The organism is Xanthomonas boreopolis (assembly GCF_046529185.1).
Taxonomy (GTDB): Bacteria; Pseudomonadota; Gammaproteobacteria; order Xanthomonadales; family Xanthomonadaceae; genus Pseudomonas_S; species Pseudomonas_S boreopolis.
In genome coordinates this window covers 963,821-984,324 of record NZ_CP097162.1, presented here as the reverse complement: position 1 = coordinate 984,324, position 20,504 = coordinate 963,821, and the positions used below count along the sequence as shown (strand labels likewise).

Here is a 20,504-nt window from a genome sequence, read left to right as displayed (position 1 = left end):
CAACGCTTGCCCTGCTCTTGCTCTTGCTTTTGCCCTTACGAATCACCAATCACGAATCCCGGCCCTCAGAACTCGCCGCGATACCAGTTCCGCAACTTCTTGAACAAACTGCCGGCGCGCCCGGTCGGGATCGACGGGCGGCGCGGGTGCTCGATCTGGCTGCCCATCAGCAGCAGGCCGACGCCGGTGGCGTGGACCGGGTTGCCGACCACTTCGCCCAGGCCGGTGACGTGCTGCGGGATGCCCACGCGCACCGGCATCTGCAGCATTTCCTCGGCCAGCTCGACCACCCCTTCCATCTTCGAGGCACCGCCGGTGAGCACCATGCCGGCGCGCACCAGTTCCTCGAAGCCCGAGCGACGCAGTTCGGCCTGCACCATCTCGAAGATCTCCTCGTAACGCCCCTGCACCGCCTGCGCGAGCGAGGCGCGCGGCATCCGCCGCGGCGGCCGGTCGCCGACCGACGGCACCTGGATGCTTTCCTCCGCGGTGGCCAGCTGCGCCAGCGCGCAGGCGTAGCGCACCTTGATCTGCTCGGCTTCCGGCGTGGGCGTGCGCAGCATGTGCGCGATGTCGTTGGTGACGTGGTCGCCGGCGATCGGCAGCGAGGCGGTATGGCTGATCGCGCCCTGCACGTACACGGTGATGTCGGTGGTGCCGGCGCCGATGTCGACCAGCACCACGCCCAGCTCGCGCTCGTCGGCGGTCAGCACCGCCACCGAGGACGCCAGCGAGGACAGCACCAGGTCGTCGACCTGCAGGCCGCACTTCTGCACGCACTTGCTGATGTTGGCCGCCGCCGACTGCGCGCAGGTCACCAGGTGCGCGTGCACTTCCAGGCGCACGCCGGTCATGCCGACCGGGTTGCGGATGCCTTCCTGCGAGTCGTCCAGCACGTACTCGCGCGGGATCGCGTGCAGGATGCGCTGGTCGGCCGGGATCGCCACCGCCTTGGCGGCCTCCAGCACGCGCTCCAGGTCGTTCCAGGTGACCTCGCCGTCGCGGATCGGCTGGATGCCCTGCGAGTTGCGGCACTGCACGTGGTTGCCGGAGATCGAGGCGTAGACCGAGCGGATCTCGCAGCCGGCCATCAGTTCGGCTTCCTCGACCGCGCGCTGGATCGATTGCACGGTGGACTCGATGTCCACGACCACGCCGCGCTTGAGGCCGCGCGATTCGTGCGTGCCGATGCCGATCACCTCGATCGGATTGCCCGGCGAGTACTCGCCGACCAGCGCGGTCACCTTGGAGGTGCCGATGTCGAGTCCGACGATGAGGGATTTGTCGCCTTTGCGGTTCATGTTCTGGAGCCGGGATTCGGGATTCGGGATTGGGGATTCGCGAGGAGTGGATTGCCGATGGCGGGGACCGGGCCGTAGGACGCGGCGCTTCGGGGCGTCGCCTTTTCCGATCCCGAATCCCGAGCCCCCACTGCCTGCCTCTCCACCGTGAAGCCGTTGGTGTAGCGGAGGTCGGCGCGCACGATCGGCTGGGCCGGATCGGCCAGTTGCGGCAGCACGCGCGCGAAGCGCTGCAGGCGCGCCTTGGCGTCGTCGCGCCCGACCACCACCTGCACGTCGTTGCTCAGGCCGAGCGACCAGCTGCCGCGCGCGTCCAGCGCCAGCCGCTTCACGTCGAGGCCCGCCGGCGCGAACAGCGCGCGCGATTCGTTGTAGAGCGCGACCACCTCGGCGGTCTTGCCGTCCGGCCCGTCCAGTTGCGGCAGCTCGAGATCCTTCAGGCGCGGCGGCACCGGGAACAGCCGCCCCTGCTCGGACAGCATCCGGTCGGCGCCCCAGCGCGCGAAGGGCTTGTGCTCGACCACGCGCACTTCCAGCACGTCCGGCCAGCTCTTGCGCACCTGCGCGCTCTCCACCCACGGCAAGCGCTCGATCGCGTCCTGCGCGTCCTGCAGCTTGACCGCGAAGAAGCCCGACTTCGCATACGGCAGCACCACGGCGCGCAGCTGCTCCGGCGAGATGCGCTTGAAATCCCCGGTCACGCGCAAGCGGCTCAACGGCCAGCGCTCGGCGCCGACCCAGCCGTTGAGCACGGCCACCACCGGCAGCGCGACCAGCGCCACCGCGAGCAGCCATGCCAGGATGCGCAGCGAGGCGTTGAGCATCAGGCCGCGTCCTCCAGCGTCATCTCCAGCACGCGCCAGACCAGTTCCTCGAACGACACGCCGAGCTGGCGCGCGGCCTTGGGCACCAGCGAGTGGCTGGTCATGCCCGGCGCGGTGTTGACCTCCAGCAGGTAGAACGCGCCGCTGGCGCGGTCGCGCATCACGTCGACGCGGCCCCAGCCACGGCAGCCGGCGGCGCGGAACGCGGCCAGCGCGATGCGGCCGATCTCGGCTTCGGCCGCGCCATCGAGGCCGGGACACAGGTATTGGGTGTCCTCGGCGATGTACTTGGCGTTGTAGTCGTACCACTGGCCCTTGGGCACGATCCGGATCGACGGCAGCGCGAGGTCGCCGAGGATGGCGACGGTCAGCTCGTCGCCTTCGACCAGTTGCTCCATCAGCAGCTCGCCGTCGTAGCGCGCGGCCAGCGCGACGGCCTCGCCGAGCTGGGCGCCGTCGAACACGCGGCTCACGCCGACGCTGGAGCCCTCGTTGGCCGGCTTGACGATCACCGGCAGGCCGAGGCCGGCGGCGGCCGAACGCACTTCCTCCGGGCTCGCGCCCGCGGCCAGCGCCGTGTAGCGCGGCGTCGGCAGGCCCAGCGACAGCCACACCTGCTTGGTGCGCACCTTGTCCATGCTCAACGCCGAACCGAGCACGTCCGAGCCGGTGTACGGCACGCCGAAGGCCTCCATCAGGCCTTGCACGATGCCGTCCTCGCCGCCGCCGTTGTGGCCGTGCAGGACGTTGAATACCCGGTCGAACTTCTTCTCGACCAGCGCCTGCGCGAGCGCCGGGATGCCATCGACCGCATGCGCGTCGACGCCGCGCGTGCGCAGCGCCTCCAGCACGTTGCGGCCGGAGTCCAGCGATACCTCGCGCTCGGAGGAGGTGCCGCCGAGCAGCACGGCCACGCGGCCGAACACCGCCGGATCGGAATGGCGGAGGGCGGGCAACGCGCTCATGCCTTGCCTCCCTGGAAGCCTTCGCCGGCGATCTGCTGGGCCACGTAGCCGATGTCGCCGGCCCCCATCATCAACAGCAGGTCGCCGTCCTGCAGCACGTCGGGCAGCACCGACGCCAGCTCGGCCACCTGCGGCACCACCACCGGCTCGCTGCGGCCGCGCGCACGGATCGCGCGCGCCAGCGCCTTGGAATCGGCACCGGGAATCGGCGCCTCCCCTGCCGGGTAGACCTCGCTCAGCACCAGCGCATCGACGGTGCTGAGCACCGCCGCGAAGGCGTCGAACTGGTCGCGGGTGCGGCTGAAGCGGTGCGGCTGGAACGCCACCACCAGCCGGCGGTCCGGCCAGCCGCCGCGAGCGGCGGCGAACACCGCCTCCAGCTCGCGCGGGTGATGCCCGTAGTCGTCGATGATGCGCACGCGCGCGCCGCCGGCGGTGGTCACCTCGCCCAGGTCGTTGAAACGACGGCCGATGCCGGCGAAGTTCTCCAGCGCGTGCGCGATCGTCTCCGGCGGCACGCCCAGCTGCCAGCCCACCGCGGCCGCGGCCAGCGCGTTGAGCACGTTGTGGCGGCCCGGCAGGGCCAGCGTCACCGGCGTGGTGGTGCCTTCCGGCAGGCGCAGCGTGAAGCGCATGCGCGGGCCGTCCTGCACCACGTCCTCGGCGCGCACGTCGGCGTTGCCGCTCATGCCGTAGCTCATCACGTGGCGCGGCGTCTTCGCCGCCAGCGCGGCGACTTCCGGGTCGTCGATGCACAGCAGCGCCAGGCCGTAGAACGGCAGGCGCTGCAGGAACTCGGCGAAGGCGGCCTGCACCCGCGCGAAGTCGTTGCCGTAGTTCTCCAGGTGGTCGGCGTCGATGTTGGTGATCACCGCCACCAGCGGGTTCAGGCGCAGGAAGCTGCCGTCGCTCTCGTCGGCCTCGGCCACCAGCCACTGGCCGCCGCCGAGCTTGGCGTTGGCGCCGGAGGCCAGCAGCTTGCCGCCGATCACGAAGGTCGGGTCGAGCCCGCCCTCGCTCAGCACCGCCGCGGTCAGGCTGGTGGTGGTGGTCTTGCCGTGCGTGCCGGCCACCGCGATCCCGCGGCGGAAACGCATCAGCTCGGCGAGCATCGCCGCGCGCGGCATGATCGGGATGCGCTGGCTGCGCGCCTCCATCAATTCCGGGTTGTCGTCGCGGATCGCGCTGGAGACCACCACGCAATCGGTGCCGAGCACGTTCGCCGCGGAATGGCCGCGCATCACCCGCGCGCCGAGCTGCGCCAGGCGGCGCGTGGCGGCGTTGTCGGCATTGTCCGAGCCGGAGACCTCGTAGCCGAGCGTCAGCATCACTTCGGCGATGCCGCTCATGCCGGTGCCGCCGATGCCGACGAAATGCACGCGCGGGAACGCGCGGACCAGGTCGCCGGTGTCGTGTAGGCGGCGGATCATGGGGCACCTCCGTCGGAGGTGCCGTGATTGGTGATTCGTGATTCGTGATTCGAGGGCTCGCTTGTAGCCGATGGTCCCTGCGACTCGTCATGCGGGCTGTCGTGCATGTGCTTCTGCTCTTGTTCTTGCTCTTTACGAATCACGAATCCCGAATCCCGAATCACGGCTTCTTCCAGAACGATGTCCGCGATGCGCTCGGCCGCGTCCGGCCTGGCCAGGCCGCGCGCCGCTTGCGCCATGGCCAGGCGGCGACCGGCGTCGTCGAGCAGCGCCGGCAGCACCGACTGCAGGTTGGCGGCGAGCGCGTCGTCCTGCCTGAGCAGCACGGCGGCGCCGGCCTGGACCAGGTACTCGGCATTGCGGGTCTGGTGGTCGTCGACGGCGGCCGCGAACGGCACCAGCACGCTGCCCACGCCCGCGGCGCACAGTTCGGCCAGCGTGGAGGCACCGGCGCGGCACACCACCAGGTCGGCCCAGGCGTAGGCGCCGGCCATGTCGGCGATGAACGGTTCGACGCTGGCGCGCACGCCGGCCTGCGCGTAGGCCGCCTCGGCCTCGGCGCGCAGCGCTTCGCCGCACTGATGGCGCACCTCCACGTCGTGGCGGCCAAGCGCGGCCAGCGCGGCCGGTACCGACTGGTTGAGCACGCGTGCGCCCTGGCTGCCGCCGAGCACCAGCAGCCGGACCGGACCGGCACGGCCGGCGAAGCGCTCCGCCGGCACCGGCAACGCGGCGATTTCCTCGCGCACCGGGTTGCCCACCGCTTCCTCGCGCGCGGCGAAGCTGCCCGGGAACCCGGCCAGCACGCGCCGCGCGAAGCGCGCGAGCACCTTGTTGGTCATGCCGGGCGCCCGGTTCTGTTCGTGCACGATCAACGGCAGCCGCATGAAGCGCGCGGCGATGCCGCCGGGCCCGGCCGCGAAGCCGCCGAAGCTGACCACCACGCGCGGCTGGCGCCGGCGCAGCACGAAACCGGCGGCGCGGATCGCGCGCATCACGCGCAGCGGCGCGCCGAGCAGGGCCAGCTTGCCCTTGCCGCGCAGCCCGCCGATCTCCAGCGCGTCGATCTCGATGCCGTGCTGCGGCACCAGCTTGGTCTCCATCCTGCCGACCGCGCCGAGCCACACCACCGGCACGCCGCGCGCGCGCAGCACCTTGGCCACGGCCAGCCCCGGGAAGATATGACCGCCGGTGCCGCCGGCCAGGATCATCACCGGCCGGCTTCCGCCCTGCATGGGATCCACCTGTCGGATCCCCGCACTGGGACGCGCGGACTTTTGCGAGAGACCCGCGCTCATGCGAGCCTCCCGAACGTCGGCTCGACCCGCTCGCGCATGCGGCTGGTGCCGCGCTCGGACAGCGGCCTCTGCACCGCGGCCGACGCCGGCGCGACGGACGGCGCGTGCGCCGGCACCGCGGTCCCGGTTTCCGCCGGCGCCGCGTCGGCGACCGGCTGCGCTCCCGGCGCCAGCTTGCTGCGCAGCCGCTCGGCGCGATCGGTCTCGTAGGACACGCGCAGCAGCACGCCCATCGCCACGCAGGTCATCAGCACCGACGAACCGCCGGAAGAGATCAACGGCAGGGTCAGGCCCTTGGTCGGCAGGATGCCCAGGTTCACGCCGATCGATACGAAGCTCTGCATCGCGATCCACAGCGCGATGCCGAACGCGATGTAGCCGGAGAAGTGGCGCTTCATCTCGATGCAGCGCATGCCCAGCCAGAACGCGCGCCCGACCAGCAGCGCGTACAGCGCCACGATCAGGCATACGCCGACGAAGCCCAGCTCCTCGGCGATCACCGAGAAGATGAAGTCGGTGTGCGACTCCGGCAGGTAGTTGAGCTTCTGCACCGAAGCGCCCAGGCCCACCCCGCTCCATTCGCCGCGGCCGATCGCCATCAGCGCATTGGACAGCTGGTAGCCCGAACCGAGCTGGTCGGCCCACGGGTCGAGGAAGGAGGTGACGCGGCGCATGCGGTACGGCTCGAACACGACCAGCGCCACCAGGGCGGGCAGCGCCACCACGATCGGCATCGACATCCGCGGCAGGTTGACCCCGCCCAGCACCAGCATGCCGGCGGTGATGCCCAGCAGCAGCGTGGACGAGCCGAAGTCCGGCTGCAGCAGCAGCAGGCCGATCAGCAGGCCGACCACGCCCAGCGGCTTGAGCATCGCGGGCCAGGTCGCGTTGACCTCGTCGCGGAAACGCACCAGGTAGCTCGACAGCCAGATGATGTAGAGCACCTTGACCGCTTCGACGGTCTGGAACTTGGAAATGCCCAGGTTGATCCAGCGCCGCGCGCCGTTGACGCTGCTGCCCAGGCCCGGCACGAACACCAGGATGAGCAGGCCGAAGCAGGCCAGCAGCAGCATCTGGTTGTGCTGCTCGACGGTCTTCAGCTCGGTGCGCATGGCCCAGAACGCCAGGCCGACGCCGACGCCGAGGAACAGCAGGTGGCGGGTCAGGTAGTAGAACGGGCTGTCGGTCAGTTCGATCGAACTGGAAGCGACCATCACCACGCCGATCGAGGCGAGCGCGATCGCCGCGCCCATCAGCCACGGATCGTAGCGTCCGCCGATCGATTCCAGCCGGGTGGCCTGGCGCGACAGGTCGTTCATCAGCGCACCTTCAACGTGGCCAGGCCGATGAGCACCAGCACCACCGAGATGATCCAGAAGCGCACGATCACGCGCGGCTCCGGCCAGCCCTTCAGCTCGAAGTGGTGGTGGATCGGCGCCATCCGGAACACCCGCTTGCCGGTGAGCTTGAAGCTGGCGACCTGGATCATCACCGACAGCGTCTCGATCACGAACACGCCGCCCATCACGACCAGCACCAGCTCCTGGCGCACGATCACCGCGATGGTGCCGAGCACCGCGCCCAGCGCCAGCGCGCCGATGTCGCCCATGAACACCATCGCCGGATAGGTGTTGAACCACAGGAAGCCCAGGCCGGCGCCGGCGATCGCCGCGCAGATGATGATCAGCTCGCCGGCGCCCGGGATCGTCGGGATCTTCAGGTAGCCGGAGAACACCGCGTTGCCCGAGGCATAGGCGAACACGCCCAGCGCGCAGGCGACCAGCACGGTCGGCATGATCGCCAGGCCGTCCAGGCCGTCGGTCAGGTTGACCGCGTTGGAGAAGCCGACGATCCAGAAGTAGGCGATCACCACGAAGCTGATGCCGGCCAGCGGCAGCGCGATCGACTTGAACAGCGGGATGTAGAAGGTGATCGCCGCCGGCACGTCGGCGGTGTAGTAGAGGAACAGGCCGGCGGCCAGGCCGAAGATCGACTGCAGCAGGTACTTCCAGCGCGACTTCAGGCCGTTGGGATCGCGCTTGACGATCTTGATCCAGTCATCGTACCAGCCGATCGCGCCGAAGCAGACCATCACCGCCAGCACCAGCCACACGTAGCGGTTGCGCAGGTCGCCCCACAGCAGCACCGAGGCCAGCACGGTCATCAGGATCAGGCCGCCGCCCATGGTCGGCGTGCCGGCCTTGGAGAAGTGCGTCTGCGGGCCGTCCTTGCGGATCGGCTGGCCGCCCTTGAACTGGGCGAGCTTGCGGATCACCGCCGGGCCCATCCACAGCGACAGGAACAGCGCCGTCAACGCGGCGAGGATGCCGCGGAACGTCAGGTAGTTGAAAAGCCCGAACAGGCTTTCCAGTTGCTGCAGCCAGCGGGCCAACTCAAGCAACATCCGAGGTTTCCTCCCCATGCGCCAGCAGCGCGGTCACGATCTTGTCCATGGCGCTGCCGCGCGAGCCTTTGACCAGGATGGTCGGGACCCGGGAAGGCGCGCGGCCGCCGATGGCGCTGCCGCCGGTGTTTTCATGCATCGGCTTCGATTCCTGCTCTTGATCCTGCTGTTCCCGGGTCCCGACGACCCGCGCGATATCCGCCCTCAGCGCCGCCGCCAGCTCGCCATGGCTCCCGAACACCCGCCCGCCTTCGCCGAACGCGGCCGCGGCGGCCGCGCTCAGCGGCCCGAGCGCGTACAGGCGCGCCAGCTTGGCGGTGCGGGCGCGGCGGCCTGCGGCGGCGTGCAGCGCCTCGGCTTCCGGGCCGAGTTCGCGCATGTCGCCGAGCACCAACCAACCCTCGCCGGGGCCGATGGCCAGCGCGTCGATCGCCGCGGCCAGCGAACCGGGATTGGCGTTGTAGCTGTCGTCGATCAGCACCGCGCCGTTCGCCAGCACGTGGCGGACTTGCCGGCCGGCGACCGGCCTGGCCTCGGCCAGGCCCGCGGCGACCTGCGCCAGCGGGATGCCGGCACCGAGCGCCAGCGCGGCGACGGCCAGCGCGTTGCGCACGTTGTGGCGGCCCGGCAGCGCCAGCGCCACTTCGGCCTCGCCCTGCGGCGCGACCAGGGTGAAGCGCGAGCCGCCCTCGCCGAGCGCCACGTTGCGCGCGCGCACGTCGGCGCTGGCATCCAGCGCATAGCGCAACACCTGCCGGCGCGGTGCCGCGCTTGAAAGGACCCCGGCAGAGGGATGTGCCGTGCCCTTGCGAGGGAGTCGCAAAAAATGCTGCTCGAACCACGCGCCGAACGCATCGTCGGCGTTGACGGCGGCGACGCCGCCCTCCGGCAGCGCGGCATAGATCGCGCCCTTGGTCAGGGCCACGCCGAGCAGGCTGCCCATGCGTTCCAGGTGCGCCGGCGCGATGTTGTTCACCAGCGCGAAATCCGGCCGCACGATCTCGGTCAGGTAGGCGATGTCGCCGGGCTTGCCGGCGCCCATCTCGTAGATCGCGTAATCGGCGTCCTCCGGCGCGTCGATCACCGCCAGCGGCAGGCCGATCTCGTTGTTGCGGTTGCCGGGATTGGCGTACACGGTGGTGCCGGCGATGCGGCCGGCATGTTCCAGGACTGCCAGCAGCAGCGACTTCACGCTGGTCTTGCCGTTGGAGCCGGTGACCGCGAACACCTTGGTCGCGCGGCCGCGCTGCATGCCCTGCGCGATGCGCGCCAGCGCGAGCTGGCTGTCGGCCACGCGCACCTGCGGCAACTCGATGTCGGGCAACACGCGCTCGACCAGCAGCGCGCTCGCGCCGCGCGCCGCGGCATCCGTGGCGAAGTCGTGGCCGTCGAAGCGTTCGCCGCGCAGCGCCACGTACAGGCTGCCGGGCGCGAGCGTGCGGCTGTCCTGGGTGACGGCGTCGATGGCGACGTCGTCGCCGTGCAGCTCGCCGCCGGCCCAGTGCGCGATCAACGACAAGGGCGTGCGCTTCACTGGACACCTCCCAGCACCGCGCGCGCCACTTCGGTGTCGTCGAAGGGATGCCTGGTCCCGGCGATCTCCTGGTACGGCTCGTGGCCCTTGCCGGCCACCAGCACGATGTCGCCGGCCCTGGCCTGCCCGATCGCCGTGGCGATCGCCGCGGCGCGGTCGCGCTGCACCGCGACCACGGAAGGATCGGCGAAACCGGCCATGATGCCGGCGACGATGGCATCGCCATCCTCGTTGCGCGGGTTGTCGTCGGTGACGATCACCACGTCGGCCTTGGCCTCGGCGATCGCGGCCATCTGCGGGCGCTTGCCGGCATCGCGCTCGCCGCCGCAGCCGAACACGCAGATCAGCCGGCCTTCGAGGTGCGCGTGCAGGCTGTCCAGCGCCTGCTCCAGGGCGTCGGGAGTATGCGCGTAGTCGATCACCACCAGCGGATGCCTGCCGTCGCCGCCGAGGCGGTTCATGCGCCCACGGATCGGCTGCAGTTGCGACAGCACCGCGGCGACCTGCACCGGCGCGTGGCCCAGCGCATGCAGCGCCCCGGCCACGGCCAGCAGGTTGTCGACGTTGAAGCGGCCCAGCAGCGGGGACCGTACCCGGTGGGCCTGGCCGTCGATCCACAGGTCGAAGCCGATGCCGCGGTTGTCCAGTTCGAGGTTGCCGGCGCGCACCGTCGCACCGGCCTGGCCGCGCGAGCTGACACCGATGCCGCGCACGGCCGGATCGAGGCCGGCCAGCAGCGTGCGGCCGAACGCATCGTCCAGGTTCAGCACCGCCGCCTTCAACCCGGGCCGCGCGAACAGCTTCGCCTTGGCCGCGCCGTAGCTGGCCATGTCGCCGTGGTAATCGAGGTGGTCGCGGGTGAGATTGGTGAACACGCCCACGTCGAAGTGGACGGCATCGACCCGGCCCTGGTCGAGCGCGTGCGAACTCACCTCCATCGCCACCGCCTGCGCGCCGGCGTCGCGCAGCTGCGCGAGCAGCTCGTGCATCTGCAGCACCAGCGGCGTGGTGAAACCGGTCGGCACGACCTGCCCGTAAAGCCCGGCGCCGAGCGTGCCGATGCTGCCGCTCTCGGTGCCCATCAGCTTCCACGCCTGCGCGAGCAGCTGCACCGTGGAGGTCTTGCCGTTGGTGCCGGTGACGCCGACCATCGTCATGGTCTGCGACGGATGCGCGTGGAAGCGGTCGGCCATCGCACCCATGCGCGCGCGCAGGCCCGGCACCGCGATCGCGTCGGCCGGTGCCGGCAGCTCGGCCGGCGCCGGCGGTTCGAACAGGATCGCCGCGGCGCCGTTCGCCCGCGCCTGGTCGACGAAGCCGAGCCCGTGCGCGCCGAAGCCGGCGATCGCGACGAAGGCATAGCCCGGCCGCACCTGGCGGCTGTCCAGCACCAGGCCGGACACCGCCACGTCGCGCGCCATCGGCACGTCGGGGATCAGCTGCGAAAGCGCCATCGACCGGCTCATTGATGGCTCTCCTTCAGCGGCGCCGGCGCGCCTGCCGTGGCGACCGGGATCGCCGCCTCGACCTCGTCGGCCGCGTCGGGCATCGTCGCCGGGTCCGGCTCCACCGCCGGCTTGGCCACGGACTTGCCGTTCTTGCTGTTCGCCTGGGCCGCCAACCACGACTGGATGTCGTCCGGCGGCACGTCCATCAGCCGCAGCGCGCCTTCCATCACGTCGTGGAACACCGGCGCGGACACCAGGCCGCCGTAGTACTTGCCGCCCTGCGGGTCGTTGATGACGATCACCGTCGCGAAACGCGGGCTGGAGGCCGGCACCAGGCCGGCGAACAGGGAGTTGTAATGGCCGCGCTCGTAGCCGCGCGGGCCGTTCTTGCGCGCGGTGCCGGTCTTGCCCGCCACGTGGTAGCCCAGGATCGCTGCGCCCTTGGCGCCGCCCTGGGTGACCACGGTCTCCATCATGTCGATGACTTCGCGCGCGACCTGCGGGCTGACCACCTGGCGCGGCTCGTTGTGCTGGCCCTTCACGAAGGTCGGCGGGATCAGCTTGCCGCCGTTGCCCAGCGCCGCGTACGCCTGCGCGATCTGCAGCGGCGTCACCGACAGGCCGTAGCCGTACGACATCGTGGTCTTGGTGGTGCCGTACCAGCTCGGGCTGCCCGGCGCCGGCACGACGCCGGACGACTCGCCCGGGAAGCCGCTCTTGGGCGCGCTGCCGTAGCCGAAGTTGTGGATCGACTGGTAGAAGGCCTGGTCCGTCAGCTTGGCGCCGATCTTGGCCGCGCCGATGTTGGAGCTGCGCGTGATCACGCCGGTCACGTTGAGCACGCCGTTGTTGCGCGGCACGTCGCGGATCGTGAAGCGGCCCAGCGTCATGTAGCCGGGATTGGTGTCGATGATCGTGTCCGGCGTCACCACGCCGGCCTGCAGCGCGGTGGCGATGGTCAGCGGCTTCATCGTCGAACCCGGCTCGACCAGGTCGGTGACCGCGCGGTTGCGGCGCGCCGACGGGTTGATGCCCGTCACCGCGTTCGGGTTGTAGGTGGGCAGGTTGACCATCGCCAGCACTTCGCCGGTGGCCACGTCCATGATCACCATCGAACCGCCGGCGGCGTTGTTCTCCACCAGCGCCTTGCGCAGCTCCTTGTAGGCCAGGAACTGGATACGGCGGTCGATGCTCAGGGTCAGGTCCTTGCCGGGCTCGGCCGGGCGCACCAGGTCCACGCTCTCGACGATCGCGCCGCGCGCGTCGCGCACCACCTTCTTGACGCCGGGCTTGCCGCGCAGCCAGTCGTCGAAGGCCAGCTCCAGCCCTTCCTGGCCGCGGTCGTCGATGTTGGTGAAGCCCAGCACGTGCGCCATCGCCTCGCCCTGCGGGTAGAAGCGGCGGAATTCGCGCTGCGAGAACACGCCGGGGATCTTCAGCGCGACGACCTGGTGCGCCTTGTCCGGGTTGATCCGGCGCTTGAGGTACATGAACTCCTTGTCGCCCTTCTGGGTCAGGCGGGCGGTGAGCTCGTCGGCCGGCAGGTCCAGCGCGCGCGCCAGCTCGGGAATGCGGTCCGGATTGCGCAGCAGCTCCTGCGGGTTGGCCCAGATCGACTCGACCGGCGTGGACACCGCCAGCGGCTCGCCGTTGCGGTCGGTGATCATGCCGCGCGAGGTCGCGATCGGCAGCTCGCGCAGGTAGCGCGCCTCGCCCTGGCGCTGGTAGAAGTCGCTGTTGATCAGCTGCACGTAGGCGGCCCGGCCGATCAGCGTGACCGAGCACAGCCCGAGCGCCGCGCCGACCAGCATCACGCGGCCGCGCAGGTTGAAGTTGCTGCGGGGGCGGTTGCGGCCGGCCTTCATGGGCGCACCACCACGATGTCGTTGGCTTCCGGGAACTTCATGCCCAGCCGCTCGCGCGCGATCTGGTCGATGCGGTTGCTCTCGGCCCAGGTGGCCTGTTCCAGCTGCAACCGGCCGAACTCGATGTTCAGTTCGTCACGCTCGCGCTCCAGCCGCGACAGCTCGACGAACAGCTTGCGGTGCATGTGGCGCATGTAGACCACGCCGATCGCCGAAGCGACGGTGCAGGCCAGCAGCACGATCAGCAGGATGCGACTCATTGGGCACCTCCTTCTGGAGGTGCCGGGATTGGGGATTGGGGATTGGGGATTCGCGAAGCGTCCCTCTCCCATCCCGAATCCCGAATCCCGAATCCCAGCTTCTCGGCCACCCGCAGCACCGCGCTGCGCGCGCGCGGGTTCGCCTCCAGCTCGTCGTCGCCGGCCTTGACCGCGCCGCCGATCGCCTGCAACGCCGGCACGAACGCCTGCGCCTGGGGCAGCCGGCGGTTGCTCGGCGGCGCCTTGGCGTGGCGATTGATGAATTGCTTGACGATGCGGTCTTCCAGCGAGTGGAAGCTGATCACCGCCAGCCGGCCGCCCGGCTTGAGCGCGGCCAGCGCGGCGTCCAGGCCGGCCTCGAGGTCGGCCAGTTCGCGGTTCACGTGGATGCGGATCGCCTGGAAGCTGCGCGTGGCCGGATGGATCTTGTCCTTGCCGCGCGGCATCACCGAGGCAATCAGCTCGGCCAGCTGCGCGGTACGGACCAATGGCTGCGCGGCGCGGCGCGCGACGATCGCGCGGGCGATGCGGCGGCTCTGTCTCTCCTCGCCGTAGGTCCACAGCACGTCGGCGATCTCGCGCTCGTCGGCGCGCGCCAGCCAGTCGGCCGCGCTCTCGCCGGACTCCGGGTCCATGCGCATGTCGAGCGGGCCGTCCTTGCCGAACGAGAAGCCGCGCTCGGCCACGTCCAGCTGCGGCGAGGACACACCCAGGTCGAACAGCACGCCGTCCAGCGACGCCGGCGCGACCACCTGCGCCAGCGTGGCGAAGCTGCCGCGGTGGATCGACACGCGCGGATCGGCGCCGAACGCTTGCTCGGCGACCGCGATCGCGTCGGGATCCTTGTCCATCACGTGCAGCCGGCCTCCCGGGCCGAGTCGTTGCAGCACCCCGCGCGCGTGCCCGCCACGCCCGAACGTGCCATCGAGGTAAGTTCCGTCACCGATCACCTGCAGACCCTCCAGGACCTGCGTGTACAGCACCGGCACATGCACCGCCGGCGGCTGCGACACCGGGTGACCGGGCTGCGCTTCGTCGCGCATCCGGGCACCCCGGCTCACAACCTGAGGTCGAGCAATCCATCGCCCAGATCCCCGTCAGACAGCGTCTGCTGGATCAATGCGCGATGGGCCTGCTCGCTCCAGAGTTCGAACTTGTCGCCCATGCCGAGCAGCACCGCCTTCTTCTCGATGCCGACCGCGCTGCGGTGGCTCGACGGGATGCTGATGCGACCGTTGGCGTCCAGTTCCAGCACCGCCGAGGAGCCCACCAGCTTCTGCTGGAGGACCCGCACGACCCGCTGCGTGTTGGGCTTGGCCATGACGTCGTCACGGACCCGTTCCCATTCCTTTTCCGCATACAGCCAGAGGCAGCCGGACTCGAACGGGTTGTAGGTCAGCACCAGGCGATTGCCGCTCACGCGCGCGACCAGGTCGCGATACGCGGTCGGCACCGCCATTCGCCCCTTGTCGTCCACCGTGATGGCCGTCTCGCCCTGGAACACGCCGTCGCTACCTCAGATATCCGCCCGGATGGTCATTGAACCACGAAAACCCACAAAAAACCCGGTTTTCCCTCGTATGCCCACCTTAGCAGCGGGCGATGGGTTGTCAACAACTTTTCGGCGGACAAATCGCCATGCACATCAATGGCTTGCAGCAATCTTTAGAGACTTGTTCAAGGCTTATCCACAAGTTGCTGTTTCGTCTCAGATTTTGAGATTGAACCGAAATTCAGCCCCGTGGAGGTGCCGTTAAGCGGCGCTTCCCATTCAGGATTTCGATCGCGCGGGATCGCCGCCGATTGCGCAACGCGCCACAATCCCGGCATGTGCCTCGTCGCCCTTTCCTGGCAATCCCACCCTCGCTGGCGCCTGCTGATGGCAGGCAACCGCGATGAGTTCCACGGGCGCCCGACCGCCCCGCTGCACGCCTGGCCGACGCCCCACGAAGGGGTATTGGCGGGGCGCGACCTGCGCTCCGGCGGCAGCTGGGTGGGCGCGAACCGGCAGGGCCGGGCCGCGGTGGTGACCAACGTCCGCGATCCGCTGGCGAGCGCCTCGGGCCCTTCGCGCGGGCAGCTCATCGCCGATTACCTGGCCGGCAGCGCGGACGCGGCGGCCTATGCCGAGGTGATGCGCGGCCGGGCCGCCGAGTACCCGCCGTTCAACCTGCTGCTGGTCGATGCCGGGCGCTGCCACTACCTGGGCAACCACCCGGCCGCCTGCCGCCCTCTGGAGCCCGGCATCCACGGCATGTCCAACGGCCGGCTCGACGCCCCCTGGCCCAAGACACGCCGGCTGGCCGGGCGGCTGTCGGACTGGCAGGCCGCCGGCGAGACGTCGCTCGACCCGCTATGGGCCGCCCTCGCCGACGAAACGATCGCCCCGGACGATGCCTTGCCGGACACCGGCGTCGGCCTGGACCTGGAACGGCGCCTGTCGCCGGCGTTCATCCGTGGCCACGACTACGGCACCCGCGCCAGCACGATCCTGGCGATCGGCCACGACGGCCGCGGCTGGATCCATGAACGCCGCTTCGGCCCGGACGGCGTGTTCCTGGGCGAGACGCGTCTGGATATCTGAGCCCTTTCCCTCCTGGGGTGAGAAGGCACCGATTGCGCGCCATGGCGCGCGTGCATTGGAACGCCCACGCCGCTGGCGTGGGCCGGGGCGCGACGCGGGGGTTGGGTACGGGCCAAGCTCCTAGGGCATTCAAACCCCACAAGGCTTCGCCCGCCCCCCTCATCCGCCCCTTCGGGGCACCTTCTCCCACAGGGAGAAGGGATTTACGGATAGATTCAAGAGGAGGCAGCCCCTTTGGTAAAGGGGCGCGGCGACAGCCGCGGGGATTCGGAAAGCCAAGGAGCGGGACCCAAGTTTTTTGTACCGCCGTATCGACGGTACAAAAACTTGGGCGCCTTTTCGGGCGAAGCCTGAAAAGGCGGCGAAGCCGGCCGATAAGCCGGGTTCTGTCGTGGACAGTCATTCTTCTAGGCGCCGCGTCACCGCGACGCTCGAGCAACCTACCCGGATCCGGCGCGGGCCACGCCATCGGATCCCTATTTGGTCTTGCTCCAGGTGGGGTTTGCCGTGCCGGTCCGTTACCGGACTCGCGGTGCGCTCTTACCGCACCATTTCACCCTTGCCGGCTCCTCGGAAGGAACGTAGGCGGTATCTTTCTGTTGCACTTTCCGTCGGCTCGCGCCGCCCAGGCGTTACCTGGCACCTTGCCCTGTGGAGCCCGGACTTTCCTCGGCATCCTTTCGGATGACGCGACTGCCTGGCCGACTCCGCCGCGCGCATTGTCGCATGCCGCGGCCGTTCGCGCCCGCCGCGCGCCGCGCGCGATCACCGCGCGGACAGGAATCCCGCGCCGCCCACCACCAGCACGACCAGCCAGGCGGGCCACTTGAACCAGGCCAGCATGGCGATGCCGGACGCCACCCACAGCACGTCCGTGGCGCCTTGCACCGAGCCGGTCCACGCCGGCCGGTACAGGGCCGCCGCGAGCAGGCCGACCACCGCGGCGTTGATGCCGCCGAGCGCGGCCTGGATGCGCGGCCGTTGTTGGAGCGCGTTCCAGAACGGCAACACGCCCAGCACCAGCAGCAACGACGGCAGGAAGATCGCCGCCAGGCACAGCGCGCCGCCCGCCCAGCCGCCCGGTCCTTCCGCCATCGCGGCGCCGAGGAAGGCAGCGAACGTGAACAACGGCCCGGGCATCGCCTGCGCCGCGCCGTAGCCGGCCAGGAACGTGTCCTGCCCGATCCAGCCCGCGCCGACCGTGCCCGACTGCAACAGCGGCAGGACCACGTGGCCGCCGCCGAACACCAGCGCGCCGGTGCGGTAGAACGTGTCCGCGATCGCCGCCCCGGGCCACCAGGCCGCCAGCAGCGGCAGCACCCCCAGCAGGACGAAGAACAGCGCCAGCGCCGCGAAGGCGCCGGCGCGCGAGACCGGCGCGGGCGGCAGCGCCGTCCCGCCGCCGCCCGCAGGCCGCCGGAAGCAGGCCTGCGCGACCAGCCCGGCGGCCGCGATCACCGCGACCTGGACCCAGGGCTGGTCGCGGACCAGCACGCACGCGGCGGCCGCCAACGCCAGCGCCGCGTGCGCCCAGTCGCGGCAGAACGCCCTGGCCATGCCCCACACCGCATGCGCCACCACGGCCACGGCGACCAGCTTCAGTCCATGCACCAGTGCGTCCAGGGTGCCGGGATCCCAGGCCGGCAAGGTGATCGCGATGAGGATCATGGCCACGGCGGACGGCAGCGTGAACCCGCACCACGCCGCCAGCGCTCCGCGCAGGCCGGCCCGGGACAGCCCGATCGCCATCCCGACCTGGCTGCTGGCCGGCCCCGGCAGGAACTGGCACAGCGCGACCAGCCCGGCGTAGGCCGGCTCGTCCAGCCAGCGCCGGCGCAGCACCAGTTCCTCGCGGAAGTACCCCAGGTGCGCGATCGGGCCGCCGAAGCTGGTCAATCCCAGCCGCAGGAACACCCGGAACACCTCCCAGGCGCCCGGCCCGCGCGCGCGCGGCGGTCCTTCAGCCCGGCTGCCCATACAGCGCCTTGCGCGGCGCGCCGGTGATCTCCGCGGCCAGCTTGGCGGCCGCCGAGGGGGGCAGGTGCGCGTTGAGCAAGGCGTAGACGCGGCGGCCCTCGGCGATCTTGGCCGATTCGTCCTCGCCAGCTCCCTGCACCATCACCACGAACTCGCCCTTGCGCTGGTCCGGATCGGCCTCGACCCGCGCCCGCAGTTCGCCCAGCGTGCCGTCGAGCACGGTCTCGAACAGCTTGGTCAGCTCGCGCGCGACCACCGCCGGACGGTCCGTGCCGAACGCCTCGCCCAGGTCGGCCAGCGACTCGGCGATGCGGTGCGAGGATTCGTAGAACACCAGCGTGCGCGCCTCGCCGGCCAGGCGCGCCAGCCGCTCGCGCCGCGCCGATGCCTTGGCCGGCAGGAAGCCCTCGAAGGCGAAGCGGTCGCTCGGCAGGCCGGCCACGCTGAGCGCGGCGATCGCCGCGCTCGGCCCCGGCACCGGGCTCACCTTCACGCCCGCCGCACGCGCCGCGCGCACCAGCCGGAAACCCGGATCGCTGACCAGCGGGGTGCCGGCGTCGGACACCAGCGCCAGCGCCTGCCCGTCCAGCAGGCGCGCGACGATCTTCTGCGCGATGGCGTCCTCGTTGTGCTCGTGCAGCGCCAGCAGCGGCCGCTCGATGCCGAAGTGCGCCAGCAACTGCTTGCTGTGGCGGGTGTCCTCGGCGCAGACCGCGTCCACGCCGCGCAGCACCTCCTGGGCGCGCGGCGACAGGTCGGCAAGGTTGCCGATCGGGGTGGCAACCACGTGCAGGATTCCAGGGACGGTCATCAGCGGGCATTCCGGGGTCAAGGGTAGAATCGTAGCGTTTTCACCGGCACGTCCGCCGAATGGACCTGAGAATGAACCAGCGCTTCGCAAGGATTTCCGCCCTGTCGCTCGTCGTGCTGCTGGCTGCCGGGTGCGCCACCGGCAGCCTCACCCAGACCAATACGCCGGAGCAGTCGGCCGCCCTTGCCTTGCTCGCCCAGGGCAAGCCGCGCGATGCCGCGCAACAGCTCGAGGCGCAGGCCGCCACCGCCAGCGGCGCACAGCGCAGCCGATTGCTGGCCGATGCCGCCTTCGCCTGGCACGAGGCCAAGGACGACGCGCGCGCGCGCAGCCTGATCCCGCAGGTCAACCCGCGCCATCTCGGCGGCGAGACCCGGGCCCGCTTCGGCCTGCTGAACGCGGAACTGGCGATCGCCGACAAGCAGCCGGCGCAGGCGCTGGCGGCGCTGGGCGAATCCTCGCAGGGCCTGCCGCAGGACCTGCAGGCGCGCTGGCACCTGGCGCGGGCGCAGGGCCGCGAGGCCACCGGCGACGCGTTCGGCGCGGCCGGCGACCGCGCCAGCGCCGACATCGCGTTGAGCGGCGCGGCGCGCAGCGACAACCAGCGCGCGATCGCCCGCCTGCTCGCCTCGCTCGACGATACCATCCTCGCCAGCCGCACCGCCGCGCTGGCCGCCGGCGACCCGCTCTACAACTTTGCCGGCCGCGCATTGATCAGCCGCGGCCTGCCGCTGCCGCGCCCGTTCGACCGCGACGCGCAGTGGGGGCTGGACACCAGCAAGCGCCCGCCCGCCGATCGCGACGGCTACCGGCCGCCGGTCAAGCTGGCGGTGCTGCTGCCGTTGACCGGCAATCTCGCCACCGCCGCCGCGCCGGTCCGCGACGGCCTGCTCGCCGGCTACTACGCCGAGCACCGGCGCCGCCCCGAGATCGACTTCTTCGATACCGCCGGCACGGCGGCCGGCGCGAAGGCGGCCTACGACCGGGCCGTCGATGCCGGTGCCGATTTCGTGGTCGGCCCGCTCGGCCGCGACGAGGTCAGCGCGCTGTTCGCGCGGCAGGAACTGAAGGTGCCGGTGCTGGCGCTCAACCGTCCCGCCGACGGCAAGGCCCCGCCGCCGGGCAGCGCCGGGTTCTCGCTGGCGCCGGAGGACGACGGCATCATCGCCGCCGAATACCTGCTCGCGCGCGAGCGCCGCAACGTGCTGGTGATCGGCAGCAGCGACGACAACGGCCGGCGCGCGGTGGATGCGTTCCGGCAGCGCTTCACCGAGCGCGGCGGCCAGGTGGCCGGCGTGATCAGCGTCGCCGAGGCGCCGGGCGACATCGGCGTGCAGCTGCGCAACCACGGCACCGCCGACGCGGTGTTCCTCGCCGTGCGCGGCAACACCGCGCGCGCCCTGGCCCCGCAGCTCGCGCTGGCCGGGTTCGCCGGCAAGAGCCGGGTGGGCACCTCGCAATTGATGCTCGGCACCGGCAAGGCCGAGGACGACGTGTCGCTGGACGGCATCGTGTTCCCGACCGAGGCCTGGAGCGCGCGCGGCGTGGCCGGCCTGCCGTCGGCGTCGAGCACCGCCAACCTGCTGCCGACCGCGCGCGGGCCGGCCTCGCGCCTGTTCGCGTTCGGCTACGACGCCTGGACGATCACCGCCTACCTGGAGAAGCTCGCCACCGGCACCGGCGGCGGCCTGGCCGGCGCCACCGGCACGCTGCACCTGGACGGCTTCGGCAACGTGATGCGCACGCCGGCGTGGTCGACCTTCCAGTCCGGCGTGCCGACGCCGGTGTCGTCCGACCGCTGAG

17 protein-coding genes and 1 other RNA gene are annotated in these 20,504 nt (G+C 70.9%); 2 read left to right on the top strand and 16 right to left on the bottom strand.

Annotated features, from left to right (window positions below):
• Window positions 1-65: 65 nt before the first annotated feature.
• From ftsA to M3M27_RS04370, 13 genes are read right to left on the bottom strand one after another with little or no spacing between them, the layout of a single operon-like run.
• Window positions 66-1,301 (bottom strand): cell division protein FtsA, encoded by a 1,236-nt coding sequence (gene ftsA, locus M3M27_RS04430; protein ID WP_140719705.1) that lies wholly within the window; start codon window positions 1,299-1,301, stop codon window positions 66-68.
• Window positions 1,298-2,125: a cell division protein FtsQ/DivIB gene (locus M3M27_RS04425; RefSeq protein WP_140719707.1), complete on the bottom strand. Its 828-nt coding sequence runs from the start codon at window positions 2,123-2,125 to the stop codon at window positions 1,298-1,300. The genes ftsA and M3M27_RS04425 overlap by 4 nt, the downstream gene beginning before the upstream one ends.
• Window positions 2,125-3,090, bottom strand: coding sequence for a D-alanine--D-alanine ligase (locus tag M3M27_RS04420; RefSeq protein WP_434027288.1), 966 nt, complete (start codon window positions 3,088-3,090; stop codon window positions 2,125-2,127). The genes M3M27_RS04425 and M3M27_RS04420 overlap by 1 nt, the downstream gene beginning before the upstream one ends.
• Entirely contained in the window at window positions 3,087-4,520 is a 1,434-nt protein-coding gene (gene murC / locus M3M27_RS04415) for a UDP-N-acetylmuramate--L-alanine ligase (RefSeq protein WP_140719711.1), read from the bottom strand. The genes M3M27_RS04420 and murC overlap by 4 nt, the downstream gene beginning before the upstream one ends.
• Window positions 4,517-5,818 (bottom strand): undecaprenyldiphospho-muramoylpentapeptide beta-N-acetylglucosaminyltransferase, encoded by a 1,302-nt coding sequence (murG, locus tag M3M27_RS04410; protein WP_434027287.1) that lies wholly within the window; start codon window positions 5,816-5,818, stop codon window positions 4,517-4,519. The genes murC and murG overlap by 4 nt, the downstream gene beginning before the upstream one ends.
• Window positions 5,815-7,137 (bottom strand): putative lipid II flippase FtsW, encoded by a 1,323-nt coding sequence (gene ftsW, locus M3M27_RS04405; protein ID WP_434027286.1) that lies wholly within the window; start codon window positions 7,135-7,137, stop codon window positions 5,815-5,817. The genes murG and ftsW overlap by 4 nt, the downstream gene beginning before the upstream one ends.
• Window positions 7,137-8,222, bottom strand: a complete 1,086-nt coding sequence (gene mraY, locus M3M27_RS04400) for a phospho-N-acetylmuramoyl-pentapeptide-transferase (RefSeq protein ID WP_140719718.1) — start codon at window positions 8,220-8,222, stop codon at window positions 7,137-7,139. Before mraY ends, ftsW begins: the two co-directional genes overlap by 1 nt.
• Window positions 8,212-9,756: a UDP-N-acetylmuramoyl-tripeptide--D-alanyl-D-alanine ligase gene (locus tag M3M27_RS04395; RefSeq protein ID WP_434027285.1), complete on the bottom strand. Its 1,545-nt coding sequence runs from the start codon at window positions 9,754-9,756 to the stop codon at window positions 8,212-8,214. Before M3M27_RS04395 ends, mraY begins: the two co-directional genes overlap by 11 nt.
• Window positions 9,753-11,222: a UDP-N-acetylmuramoyl-L-alanyl-D-glutamate--2,6-diaminopimelate ligase gene (locus tag M3M27_RS04390; protein ID WP_140719722.1), complete on the bottom strand. Its 1,470-nt coding sequence runs from the start codon at window positions 11,220-11,222 to the stop codon at window positions 9,753-9,755. Before M3M27_RS04390 ends, M3M27_RS04395 begins: the two co-directional genes overlap by 4 nt.
• Entirely contained in the window at window positions 11,219-13,069 is a 1,851-nt protein-coding gene (locus M3M27_RS04385) for a peptidoglycan D,D-transpeptidase FtsI family protein (RefSeq protein WP_434027284.1), read from the bottom strand. The genes M3M27_RS04390 and M3M27_RS04385 overlap by 4 nt, the downstream gene beginning before the upstream one ends.
• Complete coding sequence (gene ftsL / locus M3M27_RS04380) at window positions 13,066-13,329, bottom strand: cell division protein FtsL (RefSeq protein ID WP_140719726.1); 264 nt, start codon at window positions 13,327-13,329, stop codon at window positions 13,066-13,068. Before ftsL ends, M3M27_RS04385 begins: the two co-directional genes overlap by 4 nt.
• Window positions 13,326-14,372 carry a 16S rRNA (cytosine(1402)-N(4))-methyltransferase RsmH gene (rsmH, locus tag M3M27_RS04375; protein ID WP_140719728.1) on the bottom strand — a complete coding sequence of 349 codons (1,047 nt, stop codon included), beginning with the start codon at window positions 14,370-14,372 and terminating at the stop codon, window positions 13,326-13,328. Before rsmH ends, ftsL begins: the two co-directional genes overlap by 4 nt.
• Window positions 14,373-14,386: 14 nt before the next feature.
• Window positions 14,387-14,788: a division/cell wall cluster transcriptional repressor MraZ gene (locus M3M27_RS04370; RefSeq protein ID WP_434027952.1), complete on the bottom strand. Its 402-nt coding sequence runs from the start codon at window positions 14,786-14,788 to the stop codon at window positions 14,387-14,389.
• 369 nt (window positions 14,789-15,157) lie between these two features.
• Between M3M27_RS04370 and M3M27_RS04365 the strand changes: the two genes are divergently transcribed.
• Window positions 15,158-15,913, top strand: coding sequence for an NRDE family protein (locus tag M3M27_RS04365; RefSeq protein WP_434027283.1), 756 nt, complete (start codon window positions 15,158-15,160; stop codon window positions 15,911-15,913).
• A gap of 359 nt (window positions 15,914-16,272) precedes the next feature.
• Here the strand turns inward: M3M27_RS04365 and rnpB are convergent.
• The 3 genes from rnpB to rsmI all read right to left on the bottom strand — a co-directional run bounded on the left by rnpB (window position 16,273) and on the right by rsmI (window position 18,701).
• Window positions 16,273-16,622, bottom strand: an RNA gene (gene rnpB, locus M3M27_RS04360) — RNase P RNA component class A.
• 56 nt (window positions 16,623-16,678) lie between these two features.
• A complete protein-coding gene (gene chrA / locus M3M27_RS04355) occupies window positions 16,679-17,890 on the bottom strand; it encodes a chromate efflux transporter (RefSeq protein WP_140719734.1) in 1,212 nt (403 codons plus the stop codon).
• A complete protein-coding gene (gene rsmI / locus M3M27_RS04350; RefSeq protein ID WP_140719736.1) occupies window positions 17,874-18,701 on the bottom strand; it encodes a 16S rRNA (cytidine(1402)-2'-O)-methyltransferase in 828 nt (275 codons plus the stop codon). Before rsmI ends, chrA begins: the two co-directional genes overlap by 17 nt.
• Window positions 18,702-18,772: 71 nt before the next feature.
• Here rsmI and M3M27_RS04345 point away from each other — a divergent pair, with 71 nt between their 5' ends.
• Complete coding sequence (locus M3M27_RS04345; RefSeq protein ID WP_434027282.1) at window positions 18,773-20,503, top strand: penicillin-binding protein activator; 1,731 nt, start codon at window positions 18,773-18,775, stop codon at window positions 20,501-20,503.
• Window position 20,504 lies beyond the last annotated feature (1 nt).

Excerpts from the sequence above, each read along its gene's own strand:
- ftsA (WP_140719705.1), bottom strand. The coding sequence starts at position 1,301 with ATGAACCGCAAAGGCGACAAATCCCTCATCGTCGGACTCGACATCGGC.
- M3M27_RS04425 (WP_140719707.1), bottom strand. The coding sequence starts at position 2,125 with ATGCTCAACGCCTCGCTGCGCATCCTGGCATGGCTGCTCGCGGTGGCG.
- M3M27_RS04420 (WP_434027288.1), bottom strand. The coding sequence starts at position 3,090 with ATGAGCGCGTTGCCCGCCCTCCGCCATTCCGATCCGGCGGTGTTCGGC.
- murC (WP_140719711.1), bottom strand. The coding sequence starts at position 4,520 with ATGATCCGCCGCCTACACGACACCGGCGACCTGGTCCGCGCGTTCCCG.
- murG (WP_434027287.1), bottom strand. The coding sequence starts at position 5,818 with ATGAGCGCGGGTCTCTCGCAAAAGTCCGCGCGTCCCAGTGCGGGGATC.
- ftsW (WP_434027286.1), bottom strand. The coding sequence starts at position 7,137 with ATGAACGACCTGTCGCGCCAGGCCACCCGGCTGGAATCGATCGGCGGA.
- mraY (WP_140719718.1), bottom strand. The coding sequence starts at position 8,222 with ATGTTGCTTGAGTTGGCCCGCTGGCTGCAGCAACTGGAAAGCCTGTTC.
- M3M27_RS04390 (WP_140719722.1), bottom strand. The coding sequence starts at position 11,222 with ATGAGCCGGTCGATGGCGCTTTCGCAGCTGATCCCCGACGTGCCGATG.
- M3M27_RS04385 (WP_434027284.1), bottom strand. The coding sequence starts at position 13,069 with ATGAAGGCCGGCCGCAACCGCCCCCGCAGCAACTTCAACCTGCGCGGC.
- ftsL (WP_140719726.1), bottom strand. The coding sequence starts at position 13,329 with ATGAGTCGCATCCTGCTGATCGTGCTGCTGGCCTGCACCGTCGCTTCG.
- rsmH (WP_140719728.1), bottom strand. The coding sequence starts at position 14,372 with ATGCGCGACGAAGCGCAGCCCGGTCACCCGGTGTCGCAGCCGCCGGCG.
- M3M27_RS04370 (WP_434027952.1), bottom strand. The coding sequence starts at position 14,788 with ATGGCGGTGCCGACCGCGTATCGCGACCTGGTCGCGCGCGTGAGCGGC.
- M3M27_RS04365 (WP_434027283.1), top strand. The coding sequence starts at position 15,158 with ATGTGCCTCGTCGCCCTTTCCTGGCAATCCCACCCTCGCTGGCGCCTG.
- chrA (WP_140719734.1), bottom strand. The coding sequence starts at position 17,890 with ATGGGCAGCCGGGCTGAAGGACCGCCGCGCGCGCGCGGGCCGGGCGCC.
- rsmI (WP_140719736.1), bottom strand. The coding sequence starts at position 18,701 with ATGACCGTCCCTGGAATCCTGCACGTGGTTGCCACCCCGATCGGCAAC.
- M3M27_RS04345 (WP_434027282.1), top strand. The coding sequence starts at position 18,773 with ATGAACCAGCGCTTCGCAAGGATTTCCGCCCTGTCGCTCGTCGTGCTG.